This is a genomic window from Bradyrhizobium sp. I71, from assembly GCF_022354745.1.
Classification (GTDB): domain Bacteria; phylum Pseudomonadota; class Alphaproteobacteria; order Rhizobiales; family Xanthobacteraceae; genus Bradyrhizobium; species Bradyrhizobium liaoningense.
In genome coordinates, this window is the sequence record NZ_CP059398.1 from 6,365,019 (window position 1) to 6,388,691 (window position 23,673).

Here is a 23,673-nt window from a genome sequence, read left to right on the forward strand (position 1 = left end):
GCCAGCCAGCTCATGTCCACCGTACACAAGGTCGCCACCGTCCAGTTCGAGCCGATCATGTTCGAGAAGGAGCGCAACGTCGCGCGCCTGCTCGAGCTCTGTGAGCAGGCGGCGGCGGCCGGCGCGAAGCTCATCGTCACGCCGGAAATGGGAACCACGGGCTATTGCTGGTTCGACCGCGCCGAGGTTCGGCCCTATGTCGAGCGGATTCCGGGGCCGACCACCGACCGGTTTGCGGCGCTGGCACGCAAGCATGACTGCTACATCGTGGTCGGCATGCCTGAAGTCGACGAGGACGACATCTATTTCAACTCGGCCGTGCTCGTCGGGCCAGATGGCATCGTCGGCCGCCATCGCAAGACGCATCCTTATATCTCCGAACCGAAATGGGCGGCGGCGGGCGATCTGCACAACCAGGTCTTCGACACGCCGATCGGACGGATCGCGCTCCTCATATGCATGGACATCCATTTTGTGGAGACCGCGCGGCTGATGGCGCTCGGGGGCGCGGACGTCATCTGCCATATCTCCAACTGGCTCGCGGAGCGAACGCCGGCGCCATACTGGATCAGCCGTGCATTCGAGAACGGCTGCTACGTGATCGAGAGCAACCGCTGGGGGCTCGAGCGCACCGTCCAGTTCAGCGGCGGGAGCTGTGTGATCGCGCCGGATGGCAAGGTGATCACGGTCCTCGACAAGGGCGACGGGGTCGCACTGGCCGAGATCGATCTCGATATTGCGCGCGCACGTCGCGTGCTGGGCGAGCCTGTCTTCCGTCAACGCCGGCCCGAGCTTTATCCGGAGCTGCTCACCGACACCTTCAGCTGGAATCCGCGCGATTTCTTCGGCCTTTACGGCCACGAGCCCTGGCCTGAAGGCGTGCGCTCGCGCGTTGCCGCGGCCCAATTCGCACCCAGTGCCGATGTTGCGCGAAATCTCGAGGCGATGGCGAATCTTGCGCGTCAGGCCAGGGCGGACGGCGCGGCGCTCGTCGTATTCCCGGAGCTTGCGGTCACCGGCCTCGCAGATCCCGTGAAATCGGCGCAGCCGCTACCGGGCCCGGCCACGCAGAGCCTGCACGCGCTCGCTGCGCAGCTCCATATCCACATCGTCTGTGGGATGGCCGAGCGCGCGGGCGATGCCGTCTACAACAGCGCCTGCCTGATCACGCCGGATGGAGAGATCACGCTCTATCGCAAGACGCATTTGACGGAAGAGGAGCGGAGCTGGGCCACGGCGGGTGACGACTGGGCCGTGATCGACACGCCGATCGGGCGAGTAGGCCTCTTGATCGGCCACGATGCGGCGTTTCCGGAGGCGGGGCGGGTGCTCGCACTTCGCGGCTGCGATATCATCGCGTGCTGCGCGGCGGTCAAGGGCCCCTTCGGTTCGCCACATCCGGGGACATCCGTTGTGCAGCCGGCCCCGATCCCGACCGGCGCCGATCCGCATCATTGGCACCACTTCCGGGTCCGCGCCGGCGAGAACAACGTATTCCTGGCGTTTGCCAATGTCTTCGATCCCGAACACGGCTATCCTGGCCTGAGCGGCGTGTTCGGCCCCGATACGTTCGAATTCCCGCGCCGCGAAGCGATTGCAGCGGACGGCACGAACCTTGCTACTGCTCTGGTCGACACCACCAATCTCGACAGCGTGTATCCGACCAACGTCGTGCGACGAAAGGACCTCGTTTCGATGCGGATGCCACACAGCTATCGAGGGTTGGTCAGGGCAACGGCAAATAACCATTGAACGTGTGAATCTACTGGGAAGAAGGAGCCGATCATGGATCTAGGACTTGCGGGTGCCAAGGTTCTCGTCACCGGCAGCACCAAGGGGATAGGCCGGGCGATCGCGGAGACCTTTGCCGCCGAGGGCGCTAATCTCGGCATCTGTGCGCGCAGCCAGGCGGACGTCGACAGCACCGTTGCAGCGCTCAAGAGCAAAGGCGTCGCGGCCTTTGGCGCTGCGGTCGACGTGTCCGATGGTGCGGCGCTCAAGGCCTGGGTGGTCGACATGGCGACCAAGCTGGACGGAATTGACGTCGTCGTGGCCAATGTGAGCGCGCTCGCCATCGGGCAGGACGATGAAAGCTGGGCCAAGGAGTTCTCGACCGACATGATGGGCACGGTCCGGCTGGTGAACGCGGCCATGCCTTATCTGGAGAAGAGCCGGGCCGGTGCGATCGTCGCCATCTCCAGCGTCTCCGGGCGCGAGGTCGATTTCGCGGCCGGCCCCTACGGCACTTTCAAGGCCGCCATCATCCACTACACGCAGGGTCTCGCCAATCAGCTCGCACACAAGGGCATCCGCGCCAACACGGTTTCGCCGGGCAACACCTATTTCGAAGGCGGTGTCTGGAACACCATCAAGGACAACAATCCCGAGCTCTACAAGACGGCGCTTGCGCTCAATCCCACCGGCCGGATGGGGACGCCGCAGGAGACGGCGAACGCAGTCGTATTTCTCGCAAGTGGCGCCGCCAGCTTCATCACAGGAACGAACCTCGTCGTCGACGGTGCCCTGACGCGCGGTGTGCAATTCTGAGGCGTGAACGCTGAAACGCAAATCTGTCACCCGCGTCATGATTGACCGTGTGATCGCAGGGCAGCTGCGGCCACTGCTGCCCGCATTGTGCAGGGCAGCGATCTCCCCGCGTGGATTTTCGGGACACCTCATTCGTGCAAGATAGCGAGCCCGGTCCCGAACACGCAGACGATGTCCCTTCTCTCACGGCGAGAACTGCTCGATGCGGCGGCGCGTCTCACGGCGCTGGCTGCCTGGCCCGGCGGTGCGACCGCCGACGATTATCCCTCCCGCTCCATCAAGCTGGTCATTCCCTATACGGCTGGCGCCGCGGGTGATCAGATCGGCCGTCCCTGGGCCGACAAGGTCGCGCCGCTGCTCGGCCCGGTCCATGTCGAGAATATCGGGGGCGCCGGCGGTGCGATCGGCTCCGCATCGGTGGCGCAGAGCGCTCCCGACGGCTACTCGCTTCTGCTCGGCAATGGCAGCACGAAGGTGACGATTCCGTTGTCCTCGGCGCAGCCTGCCTACGACACGATTCGCGATTTCCGTGCCATCTATCGTCTGATTACCAGCACCCTCGCATTCGCGGTTCATCCGTCCCTGCCGGTGAAGGACCTGCGGGAGCTGGCAGCGTTTGCGAAGTCGAATCCGGGCGGGCTGTCCTATGGCACTCCGGGGGTCGGCACCGGCAATCATCTCGTCGGAGAGATGTTCAGGCAGCAATCGGGTCTTGCGGCAGATTTGATCCACGTCCCTTACCGGGGCATGGCGGCCGCTACCAACGACCTCGTCAGCGGCCAGATCAACTCGGTCATTGCGGTCGTCTCGAGCCAGAACCTGCAATTGCACTTTGCGGGCAAGCTGCGGCTGATCGCCGTGACGAGCGACCGGCGGCTGAGCGGCGCGCCGGAGATTCCGACGGTCATCGAATCCGGCATGCCCGGCCTCAGATACGCCGGCTGGTTTGGCCTGTTTGCCCCAAGAGCAACCCCGGATGCGATCGTGGCGCGGATCGCTGCGGCGACCCGCACGGCGATGGCTGATGCTCAGTTGCAGGAAAGCTATCGTTCGCAAGGTCTGGAGCCGGACATCGATTCAGGCCCCGACAAATTCCAGCGCCTGGTCGAGGACGAACTCGTCCGCCTGGCTCCCATCGTCAAGTCGATCGGGCTCAAGCGCGACTGAGCGCTCAGAGTCGTACCGCGGACGTAGCAAACGCTTGAGCGACGGGCTCCTGGACTCGATTCAGGATCTCCATTCCCGCAATCGCGATGACCAGAGCCGCGACGCAGCCAAGTAAAAAAGCCTTCATCCTCAGCCTCCCCCGATTTGGAACATCAAGCCATCTATACGACGCGACGTATCGCGAGCAAGCTCGTCGATCGCGCCCAGGCATCCGTGGCAAGGCATCCGCGGTCCTATGGGCTCTTGAACACGGGATCGGCGGAAAACGCATCGCCCATCAAGCCAAGGGACCGAAGCCCGGCGCTGTTCGAATCGACTTCCAGGATTGCGAGCAGCAGCGCGAGCACGACGGCAATGAGGAAGAGGAAAGGGGAGGCTTCTCGCGCGGCGGGATCTTGCGGGCCATCAATGGCGCCAAGAACGCGCAGCCGCGCAATCATCCGCAGAATTGGCCCCGTTCGCCCCTGCATGCGGTCTTCCTTGGCATGAGCAGGCAGAATCTAGTGTCCGGGCTCTCGGCATTCAAGCGGCGGATGCCCGAGGTGGGCTGTTGCGCTGCACGCTTCGGAACGGAAGCGGGTTTCGCAGGTTTCTTGCAAGCCTAAAGCACGGTCCGGAAAAGTGCGCAGCGGTTTTCCGGAAGATCATGCTTGAACAACAGCCTGAAGCGCGATGGCGATTTATCCTGATCGCATTGCGCTTTGGTGAGCGCATCGGAGGCCTTGCGTGACATTGCCGAGAACGATCTTGTGCTTCGCAGCACTTTGTTTTGTTGGGAGTGCCCTGGCCCAGCCCGCGCAAACCAACCCGTCGGCGACGAAAACCCCTCCTGAAGAGAAGGGCCAGGCACAGCCGCAAGGTTGGACGGGCCCAATCAATACAGGTTCGGGTGGTGCGCCGGCCGAAAGTCCCCAAGGCCAGAGTCCGCCTGGAATGCAGGCCGCGCCGGAGGGATCCTCCAAGACCACCACGGAACCGGCCAAGTAGACCGGTCCGGGATGTTCATTTCGGCCGCCCGTTCTGGCAGTCTTGAGAATGCGAACGTCAAGCAGGGCCGGCCGGAAATGAACAGATCACCTTTGTGCACGAAGGTGGCCGTAGCGCTGTGGGCCATCGTTGCCGGATCATCCGTGCATGCCGACATGGTCGGACACGGTGGCCCGATTCGGGCTCTTGCCGTTTCCCCGGATGGGCAGGACCTTCTCTCCGGCAGCTTCGACACGGCGGTCATTCGCTGGTCGCTCAAGACGGATACCGCAGAGCAAGTGCTGCGGTATCATACCGGCGGCGTCAATGCCGTTGCCTTTCTGAAGGATCGCCGCCTGATCACGGCCGGCGCCGACGCACGAATTGCGGTGTGGACGGCGGGCCGGGTGGAGCCGGACCGGGTACTGGAGGGACATGTCGCTCCGATCGCGGCGCTTGCTGTGTCGCCCGACGGGGCGCTGCTCGCATCGGCGTCATGGGACCGGACGGTGCGGCTCTGGTCGCTGTCGGACGGCACGTCGCGCGTGCTCGAAGGGCATACGCAGAACGTCAACGGCGTCGCTTTCGCGCCGGACGGCGGGCTTGTCAGCGTCGGCTACGATCTCGCGCTGCGCATCTGGCGTTTGCCGGACGGCCAGCCTGAAATCGTGACCTTGCCGGCGCCGCTGAACGCCGTGGCGGTGGCGCCGGATGGTGAAATCGTCGCAGGCGCGGTCGATGGCAGGCTGCGCATGCTGACCAAGGACGGCAAGGTCAGCGGCGAGGTCGCGGCCAGCCCGACACCGGTGGTGGCCTTGACGATGTCGGCGGACGGCGCGTTGATCGCTGCGGCCGGCATCGGCGGCACAGTGGAGATCATCGATCGCAAGTCGCGCAACCTGCTGCGCACGCTGGTCGGGCCCGGGCTACCGGTGTGGTCGGCCGCCTTCCTTCCAGATGGCGAGACCCTGATGACGGGTGGTGCGGACGGCAGGATCAGGCGCTGGAATGCGCGCACCGGCGATCCCGTCGGGTCAGTCCTGATCGGCACACCCGCCGATCCGCTCGCCGCCTATGCCGGCGATCATGGCGCCGATGTATTTCGGGCGTGTGTTGCCTGTCACACGTTGTCGGACCAGGAGGTGCAGCGTGCTGGTCCGACACTTGCGGGACTATACGGCCGCAGGATCGCTTCGCTGCCGGGATATCGCTTCTCCGATGCGCTGAAGACGATGGACATCGTCTGGACACCGGAAACGGTCGCGAGACTGTTCGAAATCGGGCCGAATGCCTACACCCCCGGAACCAAGATGCCGGAGCAGCGCATCGGCTCTGCAGAGGACCGACGCGCGTTGACCGACTTCTTGGGGCGCGCGACATCGCGATAGTTAGTTGTCCCTTCTGGGTTATTTTCGCTTCAAGTACTTCCATTGGAAGCCACGAACAACGCCATGTTCTGCGCCCACGCTTGTTGAACGAAAAGCAAGCCAGCAACGAAGACCACGCGAATTATTTTCAGCCTCCACTCAAGGGACGTTGGCCCGGGCCTCTGTTCGGTGCAAGCGGACGTCGCTTGTCCAGCAATCTGTGAGGATACGATGGTCCGCGGCGGCTTGAGAAATCAACTAACGCGAGTTGGCAACTACCGCACGGCCGACTTAGGTTTCTGTGCCTCTTCGATATGCCGCCGCTGATCGAGAAACGCCTGGCTGGACCGCGTCTTGTACAAGTCCAGATTTTCGGTCTCGTCGGCCTGCATTGTGATCGCCTCATCGACATAGGCGAGCCGGTGCGGATCCGACTTGACCTTGCGAGCCAGCCGGTGGAGGCGCAGCGCGAGCGATGCCCATTGCACGGCCTTCACGACGGTCTCGGCGACATAGCGCGGATAGAACGACCAGGCCGGCTCGACCGGCAGATGCGGACGGCGCTCGTCGCGGCTCTTGAGCCGCAGCACCCCCCCTTCAAGCGGATGGACGCGCTCGATGGGATGGTAGCCTTTGAAATAAAGCGCGTAGGTCCCGATCTTGCCGACATTGTTGCCCATCGCCGCGGCGCGCCGCATCAGCCTCTCGATGTGCTCCCAGCTGTAATAGCTGTTCCAGGCGAGCTCGCAGGCCCGCTCCCAATCCGCCTTGGACATGGCGGGGTGGCCGACCGTAACGTGGTCCAGGTCGTATTTGTTGAGGTCCGCATCCATCGCGACGCCCTTCATGTAGAGCGTCTTGTGGTCCTCCGAGCCCGGTAGCGGCGTCAGGAAGAAGAACTCCAGCATGTCGATCGGCAACTCATGCTTGATGATCTCGATGTCGCGAACGATCGATTCCGGTGTGTCGTTGGGAAAGCCCAGAATGTAGCCTCCGACGGTCATGATCCTGGCTTTCTTCCAGGCCAGCATCATCTCGCGATAATCGGTGATCTTGTTCTGCCGCTTCTTGGCGCCGAGCAGACTATCCGGGTTGATGTTTTCGAGGCCGATGAAGCATCGCCGGACACCGGCCTTTGCGCATTTCTCGATGAAGTTCGGCAGCTTGTGGCAGAGCGTGTCGACCTGGATCGTGAAGCGGAGATCCCAGCCCTCCTTCTCGCGCAGCGCGATCACGCGGTCGAGCAGGCCTTCCCAATCCTTGTTGCGCGCAAAATTGTCGTCGGTGAGGAAGAAGGCGAAGACGCCCTGGGCGACGTTGGCGCGGATCACGGCCTCGATGTCGTCGGCGCTGCGGCGTCGCGACTTGCGGCCCTGCACGTTGATGATGGTGCAGAACGAGCACTGGAACGGGCAGCCGCGCCCGGCGTCGAAGCTCGTGGTGTGGCCGATGACCCGCCCGATCTGCTGCCGGGGAATGATCGGCAAAGGCTGGCTCTCCAGATGCGGCAGATCGTCGATGTAGTTGTAGAGAGGCTGCAATCGCCCGGCGACCGCGTCTTGCAACAGCCCCTCCAGTCGTCCCTCGGCCTCGCCTGCGAAGACCGACACACCGAGGTCCATCATCTCTTGAACGCCGGGATCGCGCTCCGGCAGCATCGAGAGGGTGCCCGACACATGGAAGCCGCCGATCGCAACGTCAATTCCGAGCTTGCGAAATCGTCTCGCCAGATCGAGCGATCGGGGAAACTGGTTGGACTGAACTCCGACCAGCATCACCATGCCGGCATCAGCGGCTTTGATTGCGCGCGCCAGATCCGCAACACGCACCTTCCAGTTGGTCTCGTCGATGGCGTCGATCTCGATGTCGAAATCGGGCCCGAGAACCTGGCGCTCACGACAATCGAGCACGATGCCGTACAGGCAGGCCAATGAGTTCGAAGGCAGGCCGCCGCGCCACCATCGAATGACGTAGCCATCGTCGTCGTAATGTGACGGCTTGATCAGAACAAGCCGGAAACTCTTGTTCTTCCCCATAAGCAACCGGTAGCTCGATGTCGGTCAAAGGCCAACTGGTTTCCGCTAGGTTCTGCCAAAAAACGACGAACTGTGGCACGAAAAACATCCTATCCAGGTACCTCAGCTATTCGCAGAGCACCTCGGCTAACCGCATCGCGCTATCGCATGTTTGGCACAAATTGAGATGCACAGTCGCGAGGTGGTCATGCGCCAGACATCACTCCTTGGCGTCATTGAAGAATATTCCTCCTTCATTGCTATGGGACGCCTGCCCCCCTGAGCGCCGCATCGAATTCAGCCAATGCCTGCACCGGTTGTCCAAGTAAGAGAAGGGTTCCCTTGATTGTGTGAGCCCTCGGGTTTCCTCCGCTCTTGGAAAGTGCGCTGTCGATGAGTTCCGTTGCTTGCTTCTTGTCCTACGCCGCGGATTCAGACCATCCGAAGATCAGCTGAGTCGCCAAGCACCCCGCCTTTCCGATCATCGCTTCAACGATATCGGTATTACCCGCAGCGAAATCGACTACCTCGCTTCGGATCGAGGCTGCGATCCGCGAGGCTTACTATCCGGCGAATGAATGTCGATATCTGGCAGCGATGGACGGTCGGAATGGTCACTACCATAAGCGTCGTAGCGCAGATGCTGACTTCCGATATGGTTCACACAAGCCGCAGATCACGCTCAAGGTGGGTGACTTCCGCTTTACGTTGGTGAGCCGACATCTATGAGTACATGCGCTAGTCCTTGCCCTCACGCTGGCGCAGATAGTCATCCGTCGTCCGCGGCGGCGTTCGTTCCGGGACGCCTTTGAACGGATCGAATTGCTGCTCGCTCATGACGATGACGCGGCAGTCCGCGCACATCCTCAGTGCCTCGATCCGCCGGTCGCCGGCCGGATACATCCAGTGCCGGCCCTCGAGCTTGGCTGCGATGCGGTCGATCGTGCTCTTGACGCCGAAGGCCGTGCCGCAGCGGACGCAGAGTGCGGGCTCCTCTTCCTTGATGATCGTCGCGGGAGCGCGCGCCGCACGGAAATCGATCTGCGGCTTGAGGCTGATGACCTTTTCCGGACAGGTGCTCTCGCACAGGCCGCACTGCACGCAGGCATCCTCGATGAATTTCAGCACGGGCCGCTCGGGATCGTCCCGCAGCGCGCCGGTCGGGCAGGCCGAGACGCAGGAGAGGCACAGCGTGCAGCCATCGGTGTCGACGGTGATTGCGCCGACCGGCGCCCCCTGTGGCAAGGCGATCACGTCGACCGGCTGCGGCGCCAGTCGATGCAGCTCGCTCAGGGCGAACCGCAAGAGGTCGCGCCGCTTGCCGACGGTCCTGAAGGTCGCGGGCGTCGCGACCGCGGTGAGCGTGCCGATGTCAGTCAAATGCTCGCCCAGCGCATCGGGGTCGTCGGTTTCGATGGTGGCGAGGCGACGGCCCGCAAATCCAAGGCCGCCGAGGATCGCTTCGGCCATCGCGATCGTCTGCGACAGGCCGGTCACATCGTGGCGCGGCTTGGCACGGAGCAGGAAGCGCACAGCCGATACGCCATGGGCGAAGGCGCCGACGATCGCTTCCAGCCCCAGCTGTGTGAGCTCGTTGACGGCAAAGGGAAGCACGTTCGCCGGCAGGCCGTCGCCATGCCGCGCGAGGGCGTCGATCAGGGGCGTACCGTGCGGGCTGTCGTGAAAGAGCAGCACTGCATTCGCGCCGCCGGCCTCGCGGTAGGCGAGCAGCATGGCGCGGATTTTCTGGAGCTGCGCATCGGCTGGAGGCAGCGTGTAGGATACCGCGCTGGTGGGGCAGGCAGCTGCGCATTGGCCGCAGCCTGCGCAGATGTTCGGATCGATTGCGACATGATCGCCGACGGGGGTGATCGCCCCGGTCGGGCAGAGATCGAGGCAGCGATGGCAGCCGGTGCGCTTCGAGCGCGAATGGGCGCAGAGCGCGGGCGCGACGTCGACATATTTCGGCTTGTCGAAGCTGCCGACGAGATCGCGCGCGGTCAGCACGGCGCGGAGCACTGCAGCGGGATCCTTCGTGTCGGCGCGCAGATAGCCGTCGCGCAGGTCGTGGGCAGGAAACAGCGGCATAGCGCCGGACAGGTCGATGATGACATCGCAGCGCGAGGTGACGCCGCTTCGCGGCGGGTCCAGCACGAAGCGATCGCGCGAGGAGGGACGGGGACGCGCATAGTCGTCGATCGCAAGCTCAAATGCGCCGAAATGTCCCTTCGCGGAGCGGATCGTGCCCTGCACGATCGGGAAGACCGCTATGGCCGGAGGCACGGTGTCGTCGAGCTGCTTCAGCATCACCGTGACGTCGAGGTGATCCGCTAGCAGGCGGCCGGCCTCGATCGCGGCCTCATCGCGTCCGTAGATCAGGATCACGCCCTCGCTCGACAGGGTGACGAGCGGATAGTCCGGGGACGGCACGGCGGCGGATGCGAGCAGGGCGGCCATTTTTGCGCCAGTGCGCGCGCCGTCGCGGGACCAGCCGGCCGTTTCGCGGATGTTGACGAAGCTGATCGCATCGGGCCGTTCGCCGGCCTCGTCCGAAAACTGCGCTGCCTGCTGCGTGCAGGCGACCGTCAACACGCCCTCTGCCGCGGCAAGCTTGCGGAAGTGGTCAAGCTCCGCACCGCAGAGGTGGCGAAAGCTCTTGACCTCGCTGTTCGGGCATCCGCGCCGGATCGCAGCCACGTCGAGGGGCATCGTGTCTTCGCACGAGCAGATCAGGACGGTCTTCGACGGCTGCTCCAGGTTAACCCCTCCGCCATTCGGACGCCGACGACGGACTCGCGCCGGCCCTTCGCCTCGTATAGACATTATCCATCGGGAAGAAAAGGAAAGCGGAGGACGGCCTGTCGTCGACCCCAGTCAACCATGTTTCCCTGGCGGAACCTATTCACTTGCCGCCGCCGTTCACGTTGGTGCGATTGCGCGAGAGCGGAGATGCCTTTGCCCATGCATGCCGCATCGCACCGGAGGCCGGTGCCGGCACGCTGGTCTATGTCGGGCGCTTCGACCTCGCAGAGTTCGCCGTGGTGCTGGAGCCGGCCGAGCCGTTGCGGAGCGCGCGCCGCGCCTTTTACGCCGGCATGGTCGCTCTCACCGATGCCCTTAGCGCCTATGCGCCGCCGAGCAAGCCGATCACGATCAATTGGCCGGACGCTGTCAGGATCGACGGGGGACTGGTCGGTGGCGGACGGATGGGTTGGCCATTCGCAGCTGACGAGGATGCGCCGCCGCCCTGGCTGGTCTTCGGGGCCATGATCCGGACGGTTGCCATGAACGATGACGATCCGGGCGTCCACCCGCTGGCCTCGGCACTCGACCAGGAAGGTTTTGGCGAGGCCGGCGCGGCGCAGATCACGGAAAGCTTTGCCCGGCACCTGATGCTGGTGCTGGATGGCTGGCGGGTTGACGGCTTTGACAGCGTCGCGCGCGACTATCTCACTCGAATGCCGCGTGAAAGACAGACAGTTCAGCGCATTGACGAATGCGGCGATGTCCTGACGCGCCGCATCGGGACGGATCGGGTCCAGCGAAGCGACCTCGTGCAGGCGCTCGCGACTCCGTCCTGGCTCGATCCGGCCCTCGGAGGACCGCGCCTGTGAAGCTCCTGCGCACCATCGCGCTCGATCCCTCCGACACCTTCGTGTTCGACGTGGCGGCGGAACCGGGCGAATGGGCCGTCTCAGGCGCTTTCCGCTTCTGGGATCACGACGCTGCCAGGCTCGAGGGCAAGGCGCGCGCGGCGTTTCGCGGCGGTTTCCTCGGGGTGCAGTCCTGGGGCTGGTCGACGCTGGCGCAGATCGTTCCGGCAACCGAAGACGAATATCGCAGCCTGGTCGATCTCCTCGCCAGGCAACTCGTCGATCGCTTCGGTGCGCCGGACATGGCGGCGGCGAAGACGGCCGCGGAAGAGGAGGTCGCTTTCGCGCAGTCGCTCTGCAGCCATCCGATCAGCTCTCTCATTGCAGTGCACCGCACCTCGAGCGACGGCGAAGTCCGCGAGTCGTTCCGCCGGCTGCAACTCCGGCAAGGACAAGGGCAGGGGCACAGCAAGGCGTTCTCGTTCATGGAAATCGAGGACGAGGTCCAGCCTGACGGCGATCTCAAGCTTGCGGATCTGGGCCGGGAGCCGACCGTCCGATGAACGATTTCTGGATCGCCTGTGGTCATCACCTGCTCGATCGCGACGAAGGCGGTGGGCTCCGTGTCACGGACGAGTTCCTCAAGGCCTATTTTGCCCGCCCCGAGCTGATGCCGCCGGACGATGCGTGCCCGCTCGAGCGCCGGCTGCACCGCGAATTGCTCGCCGATCCGCGCCAGGCGGTCAGCGCCGCCGAAATCGCCGGGATCGTCGATGCCGATGCGCGGGAGAATTGGCAGTTGGTGCTGGCGTTCCGCGATCTTCTGTTGCGGCATCCGACGCTCGAAGCCGCCTATCTCGCATCGGTGAGATCGGGCGCGAACGATTTGCCGCCGCTGTTCGTCAACCAGCTCGTGCACGTGATCCTTCGGAACGCGCTCGACGGCTGCGACGACCCGTTCGTGCTGCGGGCGGCCGAATTGTTCTTCCGGACCCAGCGCATCCTGCCGCATGAGCACGCCCTGTTGCTCGGAGACGAGGAGGTCGTCGGAGGCCGGAGCCCGACGCCGGTACTCTCTCTGATGTCGATGCTGGGCGCCACCACCGATGCCGTGGTCGAGGTGCTGGGCGAGGAGAATGCCGAGGCCTATTGGCAGCGCAGCGACCAGTTCGACATGGCCCTCGACCTGACGGCCGGCGGCCGCGGGCCGGTTGCCCTGGCGCAGGCGATGACGCGCTGGGTCTCCCATCTGCTCGGCATCGACGTCATGATCGAGCCGCTGCGCGCGCTGCACGAGGCACGGCTCACCTGGTATGTCGGGCTCGATGCCGACGCCACGAGGCTCGGCGACCGGCTGTGGCACGGCGAAGAACTCGGCGAGCGCGACGCCGACCGTGTGCTCGCGCTGTTCCGCCTGACGTTCGCGGATTCAGGCAGCGCTCTTGACGATGTCGGGGGTGAACCGGTCTACCTGATCCTGTCGATGACGGCGGATCAGAAGCTCCGGATGAAGCCACAGAATCTGCTGACCGGGCTGCCGGTGAAGCACCTGGAGATGGCGACATGAGCCCTGCGGCGTTGCCCACCCTCTCGATTGCCGTCGGCGTCGTGGTCGAGCGGTGCAAGGCTGACTCGCCGTGGGTCGATTTCATCTGGCGCGGAATTGCCGTCCTGCCGGACGAGCCGGCGACACAGCCGTGGACCGTGCTTCGCGAGCAGGACGGCACGACCCTGTTCTATGCCGGAAGGGCGACCGTCGATCTCTATCCCTCCGAGACGGCGCGCTACCGCGACAATCTCGCCTCCGGCAGTCCGAGCATCTGGACCGTGCTGTCGCCCTCGGACGGCGCCTGGCCCTATGCCGTCACCGCGGTGACGGCCGACCCCGCCGAGGGCGAAGGCTTTACCGAAGCCGCCGACAATCTCGTCGAGGCCGTGCCGATGCCGGAGGTGCTGCGCGAAGCGATTGAAAGCTTCGTGGCCGAGCACCATGTCGAGCGGGAATTCGTCAAGCGCAAGCGGCGCCGCGCCGACCCGGAGGCGCTGGCACGGCGCGAGCATGAAGGCGGACAGGAATGAGCGAGGAGGAGTTCCTTGCGCGTTGGTCGCGCCGCAAACGCGAATCGCAAGCGGAGCCGGCGAAGCCTGCTGCGGCGCAGCCAACGCCGCCGCAGTCAACGCCGCCGGTCGCGGCCAAGGACGAGGAGGGCGAGTTCGATCTCTCGTGCCTGCCCTCGATCGACGAGATCAATGCCGCAACCGACATCACGGCCTTCCTCAGCAAGGGTGTTCCCCGGGAATTGAGCCGCGCAGCGCTCCGGCGCGCCTGGACAACAGATCCGACCATTCGCGACTTCGTCGGGCTTGCGGAGAATGCATGGGACTTCAACGACCCGACCGCGATGCCTGGTTTTGGACCGCTGGATTGCTCGTCGGAAGAGCTGGCCGCACTGGTCGACCGCATCGTCGGCGGAGTGCGCGAGGCGGCCCGGTCCCTCCCCGAGACGCCGACCGAAGCGGGGGTTTCTTCGGCGGAACTGCATGAGGCCGATGTGCCGGAGATGTCCAACGTCGTCTCGTCGCCGGACGAGACGAAGCAGCTGGCTGCTCCTGTTGCGGTGCAACCGAAGATGGCTGACGGATCCGACGATTTCGCCGAGCCCGTCAGGCCGCGGACTCACGGCAGTGCCTTGCCGCGCTGAGCAACACGACCAAAGGCTATAGGCACAGGCTATGGCAAGCGTTGACGGCTTACGGAGCCCGGATTACCCTGCGTACTGCTTTGTAACAAAAGCGATAATCAGCAGACGGGACTTGGATGGGAGGTCCACGTGCGTGATGACGGGCTTGATCGCGCGATCGACGCTGCAGGCGGCATTGCTCAGCTTGCGCGCAAAATCGGCATCAGCCAACCCTCTGTATCGAATTGGACCCGCGTGCCCGCACAACGGGTGATTGCAGTCGAAACCGCCACCGGCGTTTCCCGGAACGATCTGCGGCCCGATCTCTATGGCGAACAGGCCGGCTCCGGCGAGTTCGTCGATCCCATCGAAGCGGCGCGCGCGCAGGAATACGCGCTCCTGGCAACGCTGCTGTCGGCGCCTCCGTCGAAACGCCTGCTGGATCAGCTCGCCGCGCTGAGCGGTGACGCGACGCCGCTCGGGCGCGCGCATGCGGCGCTGGCCGATGCCGCCTCGAGCGCCGTCGCAGCGCAAGTCGAGCGGGAGTATTTCGACCTGTTCGTCGGACTCGGCCGCGGCGAATTGCTGCCCTATGCCTCCTACTATCTCACCGGCTTTCTCAACGAACGGCCCCTGTCGCGCCTGCGCGGCGACCTGGCGAGGCTCGGTATCGCGCGGGCTGCCAACAATTCCGAACCCGAGGATCACGCCGCCATCCTGTGCGAGATCATGTCGGGGCTTGCCGGCGGCCGCTTCGATGCCTCGCCCGAGGCGCAGCGCGCCTTCTTCGAAAAACATGTGTCGCCCTGGATGGGGCGGCTGTTCGCCGACATCGAGAGCGCCGGGGACGCCCGTTTCTATCGAGCGGTCGGCGCGCTCGGCCGCACCTTCATCGAAATCGAGACGGAAGCATTCACATTCGCCAACTGACCGAGGCGCCTTGGTCCGGGAGAGATGCGATGAGTGACGAGACGAAAGCAAAGGTCGGACGCCGCGATTTCCTTCGCAGGGTCGGCTTGGGCACGGCCGGTGTCGGCGCGACGCTGGCGACACCGTTGGTCGGGTCCGCGCAGGCGGACAGCGAGAACAACGATGAGAAGCGCAAGGCGCGCTACAAGGAAACCGAACACGTGAAGACGTTCTACCGCGTCAATCGTTATCCGGCCTGAGAGGGAGGCTGCCGTGCTTATCAAGCAAACACATCAGCGTTCCGATCGCCGCGGCTCCGTCGCCGAATCCCTTGCGGGCCAGGGCGGGGGACTTGATCGCCGCTCCTTCCTGCGCAAATCCGGTCTGGCGGGCGGCGCTCTCGCAGCGCTGGGGGCCATGCCGGTCGTCAGCGTGCGCAAGGCGGAAGCGGCCGCTGCCGGCCCGCTCGCGGCCGGCGCCACCGTCAAGAAGAGCATCTGCACGCATTGTGCCGTCGGCTGCACGGTGACGGCGGAAGTGCTCAATGGAGTCTGGATCGGGCAGGAGCCGAGCTGGGATTCGCCGATCAACCGCGGCTCGCATTGCGCCAAGGGCGCTTCGGTGCGCGAGCTCGTGCACAGCGATCGCCGCCTGCGCTATCCGATGAAGCTGGTGAACGGGCAGTGGACGCGTGTGTCGTGGGACACGGCAGTGAACGAGATCGGCGACAAGCTGCTCCAGGTTCGCGAGAAGTCGGGCAGCGATTCCGTCTACTGGCTCGGCTCGGCCAAGATGACCAACGAGGGAGCCTACCTGTTCCGCAAGCTCGGCGCGTTCTGGGGCACCAACAACACCGATCACCAGGCGCGGATCTGCCACTCCACCACCGTCACCGGCGTCGCCAACACCTGGGGCTATGGCGCGATGACGAACAGCATCAACGACATGCGCAACTCCAAGACGATGCTGTTCATCGGCAGCAACGCCGCGGAAGCGCATCCGGTCAGCATGCAGCACCTGCTGGAATCCAAGGAGCTCAACAAGGCGAACTTCATCGTCTTCGATCCGCGCCTGACCCGTACCGCGGCGCATGCCACCGAATATGTCCGGATCCGTCCCGGCACCGACATTCCCGTGCTCTACGGCATGATGTGGCACATCCTGAAGAACGGCTGGGAGGACAAGGAGTTCATTGCCCAGCGCGTCTACGGTTTCGACGACCTGCGCAAGGAGGTCGAGAAGTGGAACCCGCAGGAGGTCGAGCGCGTCACCGGTGTGCCGGCCGCGCAGCTCGAGCGCGTCGCCAAGATGCTCGCGACGGTCAAGCCCGCGACCATCATCTGGTGCATGGGGCAGACGCAGCACACCGTCGGCACGGCCAATGTGCGCGCGAGCTGCATCGCGTTGCTGATGACGGGCAACGTCGGCAAGGCCGGCGCCGGCGCCAACATCCTGCGCGGCCATGACAATGTGCAGGGCGCGACCGACGTCGGCCTCGATATCGTGACGTTGCCGTTCTACTACGGCCTTGCGGAAGGCGCCTGGAAGCACTGGTCCCGAGTCTGGGAGGTCGACTACGACTATCTCGTCTCCCGCTTCGACGAGAAGAAGCTGATGGAGACGCCAGGCATCCCGCTGACGCGGTGGTTCGATGCTGCGCTGTTGCCGAAGGCCGATGTCGCACAGAAGGACAACGTCAAGGCCGTATTCGTGCAAGGCCACGCCAGCAACAGCATCACGCGCATTCCCGAATCGATGAAGGGCCTGAAGGCGCTGGAGCTGTTGGTGATCGCCGACCCGCACCCGACCACCTGGGCGTCCCTGGCGGTCGAGGCGGGACGCAAGGATGGCGTCTACATCCTGCCCGTGGCCACGCAGTTCGAATGCACGGGATCGCGCGTCGCCTCCAATCGCTCGATGCAATGGGGCGAGCAGATCGTCAAGCCGATCTTCGAATCCAAGGATGACCTCGAGATCATCTATTTGCTCGCGAAGAAGTTCGGCTTCGCCGACAAGATGTTCAAGAACATCAAGGTCGAGAACGACCTTCCGGTCGCCGAGGACGTGCTGCGCGAGATCAACCGCGGAAGCTGGTCGACCGGCTACTGCGGGCAGTCGCCGGAGCGCATCAAGGCGCACATGAAGAACCAGCACAAGTTCGACCTGGTGACGCTGCGTGCGCCCAAGGACGATCCGGAGGTCGGCGGCGATTATTACGGCCTGCCCTGGCCGTGCTGGGGCTCGCCCGAGGTGAAGCATCCCGGCTCGCCGCTGCTCTACAACAACAATCTGCACGTGATGGACGGCGGCGGCGCGTTCCGCCCACGCTTCGGCATCGAACGCGAGGAGAAGCTGCCGGACGGCACGACGCGGAAGGTGAGCCTGCTCGCCGACAAGTCCTTCTCCAGGGGATCGGAGATCGAGGACGGCTATCCCGAATTCACGCTGGCAAGCCTGAAGAAACTCGGCTGGGACCAGGATCTCACCGAGGCCGAGATGGCGACGATCCAGAGGGTCAACCCGGCCAATCCGGATGCGGTGTCCTGGGCGGTCGACCTTTCCGGCGGCATCCAGCGCGTCGCGCTGAAGCACGGTTGCGTGCCCTTCGGCAACGGCAAGGCGCGCATGAATGCGTTCGGCCTGCCGGACCCGATACCGGTGCACCGCGAACCGATCTACACGCCGCGCGTCGATCTCGTCGAGAAATATCCGACCCTGCCCGACGCCAAGCAGTTCCGCCTGCCCAACATCGGCTTCTCGGTGCAGAAGGCGGCGGTGGAAAAGGGGATCGCCAAGCAGTTTCCGCTGATCCTTTCCTCGGGACGTCTCGTCGAATACGAAGGCGGCGGCGAGGAAACCCGCACCAATCCATGGCTCGCCGAATTGCAGCAGGACATGTTCATCGAGATCAGCCCCGCCGATGCCGCCGATCGCGGCATCAAGGACGGCGGCTGGGTCTGGGTGAGCGGTGCCGAGAACAATTCACGTGCCAGGATGAAGGCGCTGGTGACCGAACGCGTCGGCAAGGGCGTCGCCTGGATGCCGTTCCATTTCGGCGGCTGGCTCGGGGGGGCCGACCTGCGCAAGAACTATCCCGCCGGCACCGATCCGATCGTGCTGGGCGAAAGCGCCAACACGATCACGAGCTACGGCTACGATCCTGCGACGGGCATGCAGGAGCCGAAGGTCACGCTTTGTCAGATCGTCGCAGCCTGAGAGGAGCACGCACATGGCTCGGATGAAATTTCTCTGCGACGCCGATCGCTGCATCGAGTGCAACGCTTGCGTCACCGCCTGCAAGAACGAGCACGAGGTGCCCTGGGGCATCAACCGCCGGCGCGTCGTCACCATCAACGACGGCAAGCCGGGCGAGCGCTCGATCTCGATGGCCTGCATGCACTGCACGGATGCGCCCTGCGCGGCCGTGTGCCCGGTGAACTGCTTCTACACCACGGCCGATGCCGTGGTGCTGCACTCCAAGGATCTCTGCATCGGCTGCGGCTATTGCTTCTACGCCTGCCCGTTCGGCGCACCGCAATATCCGAAGGTCGGGAACTTCGGCTCGCGCGGCAAGATGGACAAATGCACCTATTGCGCCGGCGGCCCTGAAGCCGACGGCAGCAAGGAGGAATACGAAAAGTACGGCGCGAACCGGCTGGCCGAAGGCAAGCTGCCGCTGTGTGCCGAGATGTGCTCGACCAAATCCTTGCTTGCGGGTGACGGCGAGATCATCGCCCAGATCTACAAGGAACGCGTCACGAAGCGCGGCTATGGCTCGGGTGCATGGGGCTGGAAGACCGCGTATCGCGAGACGATCGAGTCCTGACGTGGGCAGTCGACGGGCGCGCAAGACCGGGGAGGACGTGATGGCGTCGTTTGCAAGGTTCATTCGTCTGGCGTTTGGCGCCTGGGCGCTGTTTCTTTTGGTGACGGCGGTGCCCGCGAGCGCTCAGCAGGTCAATCCGACCGCGAGCGCGGTCAAGGAGCAGCAGCTCCTGCAGGAGCTCAACCGGATCCAGGGCCGCGTCAGCATTCCCGACCAGCGCTCCCGCGTTCTCGAGCAGCCGCAGGGGCGGGAATGGCGGGAATTCCGCATGGTGACGCTGCCCTGGATCGGCGGCGTTGCCATCATCGGCATGATCGCCCTGATAATGATCTTCTATCTCACCCGCGGCATGGTTCGGCTGGAGAGCGGCCGCTCGGGCCGCACCATCGTGCGCTTCAATGGTTTCGAACGTTTCGTACACTGGATGACGGCAACCTGCTTTATCATCCTGGCGATCTCCGGCCTTAACGTCACCTTTGGCCGGCAGCTGCTTTTGCCGCTGATCGGTTTCGAGGCCTTCTCCGAATGGTCGCAATGGGCCAAATACGCCCACAATTATCTGAGTTTTCCGTTCACGCTGGGGGTCGTGTTGATCTTCCTGATGTGGATCGGCGGCAATATTCCCGGCAAGGTGGATATCGAATGGGCCAGGCGGGGTGGCGGCCTGATCGGGCATGATCATCCGCCGGCCTATCGGTTCAACGGCGGCCAGAAGATGATCTACTGGATCGTCGTGCTCGGCGGCGGTCTCGTTGCAGCGTCAGGCTATGCGCTGATGTTTCCGTTCTACGGCACGGGGATCGAAGGCATGCAGGTGGCCCAGATCGTCCACGCCATCGTGGCGGTCCTGTTCGTCGCGGCCATGATCGGGCACATCTATATCGGCACCATCGGAATGGAAGGCGCGTTCGAGGCCATGGGCTCGGGCGAAGTCGACGTCAACTGGGCTCGCGAGCACCATAGCCTCTGGCTCGACGAGCAGAAGGCGCGAACCGGACCGAACGACGGACAACCGCAACCCGCAACGGCCGCGGCCGAATAAGCGGAGTCCGACGTGGGCGCTCCAGCCTACTGAGCCGGCTCTTTCGCAAACAAGACGGAGCGGTCCTGCAGCTCCTGCTCGGGAAGCTTGTTTGCCTGGCCGGTCTGCATGTCTTGAATGGACGCCATGCCGTGCTGACCGAAATGTAGAACGGCATGCGACCTGAACATGTTGCTGGCCGCACCGGCGAGAAGCATGGCTGCAATGAGCGAAAGCATGAGGGGTTTCATGCGCATCTCCGTCTGCCATCTCCACCCGGCACGACCAATACATCCAGATTGTCCGGCCGCATGTGAGCCACTTCACAGCGATCGGTTCCACCACCGTTGAAACCGAGCTGCTCTGGAGGCGGCCGGCACTTGCGGCATCAACATGCAATCCATCCTCAGATCGGATGGTGCGGCGGGCATGTCCGTGAGCCCCTGCCAGCCGTCAACTTGCTCGTCAGAGTGGATATCAGCTTGCCAATAGAAGCGCTCCGTCCCGCCCCGGCGTCGTCAAGGGCCGGCGCGGAATTCCTCCATTAGAGCAGCCATTTGGCTTCCGTTTTGTCGGCGTTCGGCCGTGAGGTCGAAAGTGGTCCGGCTCTTGCTCTTGTCAGTATGAGAAAGTTTGATAAACGTCATACTGTAAAGGCGGGGCTGATGGAGCGGGCGGCGAGGCGGAATTTGCGGGCGGTCGAGCCCGGGACTGCCGGGACGAAGGTTTTGGAATGCGCCGATGCGACTGAGACGGCCTAAGTCCGGCCGTCGTGGCGGCGCGCTGACGGCACTCTCGGCCCTGGCGCTGCTTGCCGATGACGGCCGCGCCCTTGCGCAGAGCAATAGCGCCTCACGCGAACTGCCGCCGGTCCAGGTCAGTGGCAGCGAGACGCCGGGGCGCAAGAGGCCGGCCGCATCGCGCCGCACCGGCAGACCGGCTGCGGCCAGTCACCGCATCTTCCTGTATCCTGTACCGACGCAGGCGTCGGATGCGCGCAGTGCCGGCTCGGGTGCAAAGGGCGAGGCCGGCATGGCCAGCGAGATCACCGTCTCCGGCGATGAGATCAACGCGCGCCCGGTCTCGCGGCCGGGTGAGGTGCTCGAAGCCGTCCCGGGTCTGATCGTGACGCAGCATTCCGGCGAGGGCAAAGCCAACCAGTATTTCCTGCGCGGCTATAATCTCGACCACGGCACGGATCTTGCGATCACGGTCGACGGCGTCCCCGTCAACATGCGCACCCACGCGCACGGCCAGGGCTATGCCGATCTCAACTGGCTGATCCCGGAAACCGTCGCCGTCATGGACGTGCGCAAGGGGCCTTATTTCGCCGACGAAGGCGACTTCGCCTCGGTCGGAAGCGTTCATATCGGTCTGATCGACCGCACCAGGAGACTCGCGCAGGTGACGGTCGGCAGTTTCGGCTATCGCCGCCTGCTCGGCATGGATTCCGCAAAAGTCGGTGACGGTTCGCTGCTGGTGGCCGGCGAAGTTGGGACCTACAACGGCCCTTGGGACAATCCGGACAATGTGCGAAAGCTCAACGGGCTCGTGCGCTACAGCCAGGGCACTGCGACCGACGGCCTGTCCGTCACCGGCATGGCCTACGTCAACAGATGGAATTCGACCGACCAGGTGCCGCAGCGCGCCATCACGGGCGGCCTGCTCGATCGTTTTGGCTCGGAGGATCCGACCGACGGCGGCAACACCAACCGTTTTGCTCTGTCGGGCCGCATCGCGCAGAGCGACGATCTCGGGTCGTGGAAGGCGAATGCCTATGTGGTGAAGAGCCAGCTCGACCTCTTCAACAATTTCACTTACTTCCTCGACGATCCCGTGCTCGGCGACCAGTTCCACCAGCACGACGACCGCCTGATGGCAGGCGCCAACGTCTCGCGTACGCTGAACGGTTCATTCGCGGGCCTGCCGACGCAGACCACGGTCGGCCTGCAATCGCGTTATGATGCGATCGACCTCGCGCTCACCGACACGTTCCAGCGCAGCTTTCTCTCCAACGTGCGCAGCGACAAGGTCGGCGAGGGCAGCGTCGGGGTCTATGCCGAAAACACGGTGCGCTGGACCGATTGGCTCAGGACGACGGTGGGCTGGCGCGGCGACTATTATGCCGCTGATGTCACCTCGCTGTTCAACAGCGCCAATTCCGGCCGCGCCGATGCCGCGCTCGGCAGCCCGAAATTCAGGATGGTGCTTGGTCCGTTCAACCAGACCGAATTTTTCCTCGGTGCCGGCTACGGCATGCATTCGAACGACGCCCGCGGCGCGACTACGACTGAAGATCCGGCCGATCCCGCGACAAGGCTCACGCCGTCGCCGCTGCTGGTGCGGACCAGAGGCGCGGAGGTCGGCGTCCGCAGCAGGATCGTTGCGGGCCTCGACACCTCGCTCAGCCTCTTCATCCTGGATCAGGATTCCGAGATCCTGTTCTCCGGCGATGCCGGCGATACCTCGGCAACCCGCGCCAGCCGCCGCTACGGCTTCGAGTGGACCAACCATTACCGGCCACGGTCCTGGATCGACATCGACGCCGATCTTGCAATGACGCATGCGCGGTTTCGCGGCTATGACAGCGAGCAGGCGGAGGTCTATGCCTCGCTTGCCGGCTATCCCGAGGCGCAGATCGGCAATGCCCCAGGCAACTACATTCCGAACGCACCGGCGATGGTGGCGTCAGCCGGCGTCACGCTGGGCGAGAAGGCCGGCTGGTTCGGAACCGTGCGTTGGCGCTATCTGGCCTCGAGCCCGCTGACGGAGGACAACGCGTTCCGCTCCTCTGCGACCAGCATCTTCAACGGTCGCCTCGGCTATCGCATCGACAATGGCTGGCGCATCCAGCTCGACGTGCTCAACCTCTTCAACACGAAGGCGAACCAGATCACCTATGCCTATGGGGCGCTGCTCAAGACCGACTCGCTCTACAATCTCTGCACATCAGGCACAGCGCCAACGGCGGTCTGCCAGAACGGCGTGATGGATTACGTGCTGCACCCGGTGGAGCCGCTGACGTTCAGGGTCACTGTGGCGGGGACGTTTTAGCCAGCCTGGAAGTCACCGGTATCCTCTATAACGGCGCGCATAGGCGTAGCGGGGATTGATGCCGCAATAGGCGTTCGTTCCCGATGCGGTTGCCATGCACTGAGCGTAACTGGCGAACTGGCAGTTGCCTGGATAGCCCCAGATCCGGCCCTGGAGGCAGTAGCGATCTTGTGCCACGGCGGCGCTCGAAAACCCGAAGCTCGTCAGGATCGACAGCGCGGCGGCAGCTATCAACAAAGGTCTCATCAAAACCTCCAATTTCGACACTGAACGCGGCTCGTGACCGGGCGTTCCAAAGCCCGGCGCGCAGGATGGTTGCAGCGACGCCCCAACCGGAAGGAAGATGCCTGATCAGTGCTCCGCCTCGGAGACCTCACCATCATGATCCCCGGCATCCCGCAGTCCAATGGCGCGCTGCGGACGACAGTCTAAAGCATGATGCGGGAAAGTGCGCAGCGATTTTCCGAAAAGATCATGCTTGAACAACAACCTGAAGCGCGATGACGATTCATCCCGATCGCAGCGCG

21 protein-coding genes are annotated in these 23,673 nt (G+C 64.1%); 15 read left to right on the forward strand and 6 right to left on the reverse strand.

What is annotated here, in order from left to right; genetic code table 11:
- The first annotated feature begins 12 nt into the window (after nucleotides 1-12).
- From FJV43_RS30395 to FJV43_RS30405, 3 genes are all read left to right on the forward strand, one after another.
- Nucleotides 13-1,752 (forward strand): nitrilase-related carbon-nitrogen hydrolase, encoded by a 1,740-nt coding sequence (locus FJV43_RS30395; RefSeq protein ID WP_239622696.1) that lies wholly within the window; start codon nucleotides 13-15, stop codon nucleotides 1,750-1,752.
- Nucleotides 1,753-1,785: 33 nt separating this feature from the next.
- Nucleotides 1,786-2,547, forward strand: coding sequence for an SDR family NAD(P)-dependent oxidoreductase (locus FJV43_RS30400; RefSeq protein ID WP_239622697.1), 762 nt, complete (start codon nucleotides 1,786-1,788; stop codon nucleotides 2,545-2,547).
- Between the two features lie 171 nt (nucleotides 2,548-2,718).
- Nucleotides 2,719-3,714 carry a tripartite tricarboxylate transporter substrate binding protein gene (locus tag FJV43_RS30405; protein ID WP_239622698.1) on the forward strand — a complete coding sequence of 332 codons (996 nt, stop codon included), beginning with the start codon at nucleotides 2,719-2,721 and terminating at the stop codon, nucleotides 3,712-3,714.
- 233 nt (nucleotides 3,715-3,947) lie between these two features.
- Here the strand turns inward: FJV43_RS30405 and FJV43_RS30410 are convergent, their stop codons facing one another.
- A complete protein-coding gene (locus FJV43_RS30410) occupies nucleotides 3,948-4,184 on the reverse strand; it encodes a hypothetical protein (RefSeq protein ID WP_239622699.1) in 237 nt (78 codons plus the stop codon).
- A gap of 528 nt (nucleotides 4,185-4,712) precedes the next feature.
- Here FJV43_RS30410 and FJV43_RS30415 point away from each other — a divergent pair.
- On the forward strand, nucleotides 4,713-6,068 hold the full coding sequence (locus FJV43_RS30415) for a c-type cytochrome (RefSeq protein WP_239622701.1): 1,356 nt from the start codon (nucleotides 4,713-4,715) through the stop codon (nucleotides 6,066-6,068).
- Nucleotides 6,069-6,322: 254 nt separating this feature from the next.
- Here the strand turns inward: FJV43_RS30415 and FJV43_RS30420 are convergent, their stop codons facing one another.
- Entirely contained in the window at nucleotides 6,323-8,083 is a 1,761-nt protein-coding gene (locus FJV43_RS30420) for a radical SAM protein (protein ID WP_239622703.1), read from the reverse strand.
- A gap of 717 nt (nucleotides 8,084-8,800) precedes the next feature.
- Nucleotides 8,801-10,771 (reverse strand): 4Fe-4S binding protein, encoded by a 1,971-nt coding sequence (locus FJV43_RS30425; RefSeq protein ID WP_239622704.1) that lies wholly within the window; start codon nucleotides 10,769-10,771, stop codon nucleotides 8,801-8,803.
- A gap of 197 nt (nucleotides 10,772-10,968) precedes the next feature.
- Here FJV43_RS30425 and FJV43_RS30430 point away from each other — a divergent pair, with 197 nt between their 5' ends.
- Genes FJV43_RS30430 through FJV43_RS30450 form a run of 5 tightly spaced genes read left to right on the forward strand, consistent with a single transcriptional unit; the run spans nucleotide 10,969 to nucleotide 14,357 of the window.
- Nucleotides 10,969-11,676, forward strand: coding sequence for a biotin/lipoate--protein ligase family protein (locus FJV43_RS30430; RefSeq protein ID WP_239622706.1), 708 nt, complete (start codon nucleotides 10,969-10,971; stop codon nucleotides 11,674-11,676).
- Nucleotides 11,673-12,218, forward strand: a complete 546-nt coding sequence (locus FJV43_RS30435) for a DUF6505 family protein (protein ID WP_239622707.1) — start codon at nucleotides 11,673-11,675, stop codon at nucleotides 12,216-12,218. The genes FJV43_RS30430 and FJV43_RS30435 overlap by 4 nt, the downstream gene beginning before the upstream one ends.
- Entirely contained in the window at nucleotides 12,215-13,222 is a 1,008-nt protein-coding gene (locus FJV43_RS30440; protein ID WP_239622709.1) for a DUF6352 family protein, read from the forward strand. The genes FJV43_RS30435 and FJV43_RS30440 overlap by 4 nt, the downstream gene beginning before the upstream one ends.
- On the forward strand, nucleotides 13,219-13,734 hold the full coding sequence (locus FJV43_RS30445; protein WP_239622710.1) for a DUF3305 domain-containing protein: 516 nt from the start codon (nucleotides 13,219-13,221) through the stop codon (nucleotides 13,732-13,734). Before FJV43_RS30440 ends, FJV43_RS30445 begins: the two co-directional genes overlap by 4 nt.
- Nucleotides 13,731-14,357 (forward strand): DUF3306 domain-containing protein, encoded by a 627-nt coding sequence (locus tag FJV43_RS30450; RefSeq protein WP_239622711.1) that lies wholly within the window; start codon nucleotides 13,731-13,733, stop codon nucleotides 14,355-14,357. The genes FJV43_RS30445 and FJV43_RS30450 overlap by 4 nt, the downstream gene beginning before the upstream one ends.
- A 63-nt stretch (nucleotides 14,358-14,420) precedes the next feature.
- On the opposite strand, the gene FJV43_RS30455 is transcribed toward FJV43_RS30450, so the two are convergent.
- Nucleotides 14,421-14,567: a hypothetical protein gene (locus FJV43_RS30455; protein WP_239629845.1), complete on the reverse strand. Its 147-nt coding sequence runs from the start codon at nucleotides 14,565-14,567 to the stop codon at nucleotides 14,421-14,423.
- On the opposite strand from FJV43_RS30455, the gene FJV43_RS30460 reads away from it, so the two are divergent.
- Genes FJV43_RS30460 through FJV43_RS30480 form a run of 5 tightly spaced genes read left to right on the forward strand, consistent with a single transcriptional unit; the run spans nucleotide 14,514 to nucleotide 20,113 of the window.
- On the forward strand, nucleotides 14,514-15,266 hold the full coding sequence (locus FJV43_RS30460) for a molecular chaperone TorD family protein (RefSeq protein WP_239629681.1): 753 nt from the start codon (nucleotides 14,514-14,516) through the stop codon (nucleotides 15,264-15,266). The two genes, FJV43_RS30455 and FJV43_RS30460, sit on opposite strands and share 54 nt — an antisense overlap.
- Before the next feature lie 29 nt (nucleotides 15,267-15,295).
- Entirely contained in the window at nucleotides 15,296-15,505 is a 210-nt protein-coding gene (locus FJV43_RS30465) for a twin-arginine translocation signal domain-containing protein (RefSeq protein WP_239622712.1), read from the forward strand.
- 13 nt (nucleotides 15,506-15,518) lie between these two features.
- Complete coding sequence (locus FJV43_RS30470; RefSeq protein WP_239622713.1) at nucleotides 15,519-18,461, forward strand: formate dehydrogenase subunit alpha; 2,943 nt, start codon at nucleotides 15,519-15,521, stop codon at nucleotides 18,459-18,461.
- 13 nt (nucleotides 18,462-18,474) lie between these two features.
- Entirely contained in the window at nucleotides 18,475-19,071 is a 597-nt protein-coding gene (gene fdh3B / locus FJV43_RS30475) for a formate dehydrogenase FDH3 subunit beta (protein ID WP_131870000.1), read from the forward strand.
- 40 nt (nucleotides 19,072-19,111) lie between these two features.
- Nucleotides 19,112-20,113 carry a formate dehydrogenase subunit gamma gene (locus tag FJV43_RS30480; protein WP_239622715.1) on the forward strand — a complete coding sequence of 334 codons (1,002 nt, stop codon included), beginning with the start codon at nucleotides 19,112-19,114 and terminating at the stop codon, nucleotides 20,111-20,113.
- A 26-nt stretch (nucleotides 20,114-20,139) separates the two neighbouring features.
- Here FJV43_RS30480 and FJV43_RS30485 read toward each other — a convergent pair whose 3' ends face one another.
- Nucleotides 20,140-20,349 carry a hypothetical protein gene (locus FJV43_RS30485; RefSeq protein ID WP_239622717.1) on the reverse strand — a complete coding sequence of 70 codons (210 nt, stop codon included), beginning with the start codon at nucleotides 20,347-20,349 and terminating at the stop codon, nucleotides 20,140-20,142.
- Nucleotides 20,350-20,833: 484 nt separating this feature from the next.
- Here FJV43_RS30485 and FJV43_RS30490 point away from each other — a divergent pair, with 484 nt between their 5' ends.
- Nucleotides 20,834-23,146 carry a TonB-dependent receptor gene (locus FJV43_RS30490; protein ID WP_239622718.1) on the forward strand — a complete coding sequence of 771 codons (2,313 nt, stop codon included), beginning with the start codon at nucleotides 20,834-20,836 and terminating at the stop codon, nucleotides 23,144-23,146.
- 12 nt (nucleotides 23,147-23,158) lie between these two features.
- Here FJV43_RS30490 and FJV43_RS30495 read toward each other — a convergent pair whose 3' ends face one another.
- Entirely contained in the window at nucleotides 23,159-23,392 is a 234-nt protein-coding gene (locus FJV43_RS30495; RefSeq protein WP_239622720.1) for a DUF3551 domain-containing protein, read from the reverse strand.
- Between the last annotated feature and the right edge of the window lie 281 nt (nucleotides 23,393-23,673).

Bases quoted from the DNA above. Each gene is read 5' to 3' on its own strand.
- FJV43_RS30490 (WP_239622718.1), top strand. From the start codon at position 20,834: ATGCGACTGAGACGGCCTAAGTCCGGCCGTCGTGGCGGCGCGCTGACG.
- FJV43_RS30440 (WP_239622709.1), top strand. From the start codon at position 12,215: ATGAACGATTTCTGGATCGCCTGTGGTCATCACCTGCTCGATCGCGAC.
- FJV43_RS30450 (WP_239622711.1), top strand. From the start codon at position 13,731: ATGAGCGAGGAGGAGTTCCTTGCGCGTTGGTCGCGCCGCAAACGCGAA.
- FJV43_RS30445 (WP_239622710.1), top strand. From the start codon at position 13,219: ATGAGCCCTGCGGCGTTGCCCACCCTCTCGATTGCCGTCGGCGTCGTG.
- FJV43_RS30465 (WP_239622712.1), top strand. From the start codon at position 15,296: ATGAGTGACGAGACGAAAGCAAAGGTCGGACGCCGCGATTTCCTTCGC.
- FJV43_RS30400 (WP_239622697.1), top strand. From the start codon at position 1,786: ATGGATCTAGGACTTGCGGGTGCCAAGGTTCTCGTCACCGGCAGCACC.
- fdh3B (WP_131870000.1), top strand. From the start codon at position 18,475: ATGGCTCGGATGAAATTTCTCTGCGACGCCGATCGCTGCATCGAGTGC.
- FJV43_RS30425 (WP_239622704.1), bottom strand. From the start codon at position 10,771: ATGCCCCTCGACGTGGCTGCGATCCGGCGCGGATGCCCGAACAGCGAG.
- FJV43_RS30405 (WP_239622698.1), top strand. From the start codon at position 2,719: ATGTCCCTTCTCTCACGGCGAGAACTGCTCGATGCGGCGGCGCGTCTC.
- FJV43_RS30415 (WP_239622701.1), top strand. From the start codon at position 4,713: ATGTTCATTTCGGCCGCCCGTTCTGGCAGTCTTGAGAATGCGAACGTC.
- FJV43_RS30395 (WP_239622696.1), top strand. From the start codon at position 13: ATGTCCACCGTACACAAGGTCGCCACCGTCCAGTTCGAGCCGATCATG.
- FJV43_RS30495 (WP_239622720.1), bottom strand. From the start codon at position 23,392: ATGAGACCTTTGTTGATAGCTGCCGCCGCGCTGTCGATCCTGACGAGC.
- FJV43_RS30485 (WP_239622717.1), bottom strand. From the start codon at position 20,349: ATGCGCATGAAACCCCTCATGCTTTCGCTCATTGCAGCCATGCTTCTC.
- FJV43_RS30480 (WP_239622715.1), top strand. From the start codon at position 19,112: ATGGCGTCGTTTGCAAGGTTCATTCGTCTGGCGTTTGGCGCCTGGGCG.
- FJV43_RS30420 (WP_239622703.1), bottom strand. From the start codon at position 8,083: ATGGGGAAGAACAAGAGTTTCCGGCTTGTTCTGATCAAGCCGTCACAT.
- FJV43_RS30410 (WP_239622699.1), bottom strand. From the start codon at position 4,184: ATGCAGGGGCGAACGGGGCCAATTCTGCGGATGATTGCGCGGCTGCGC.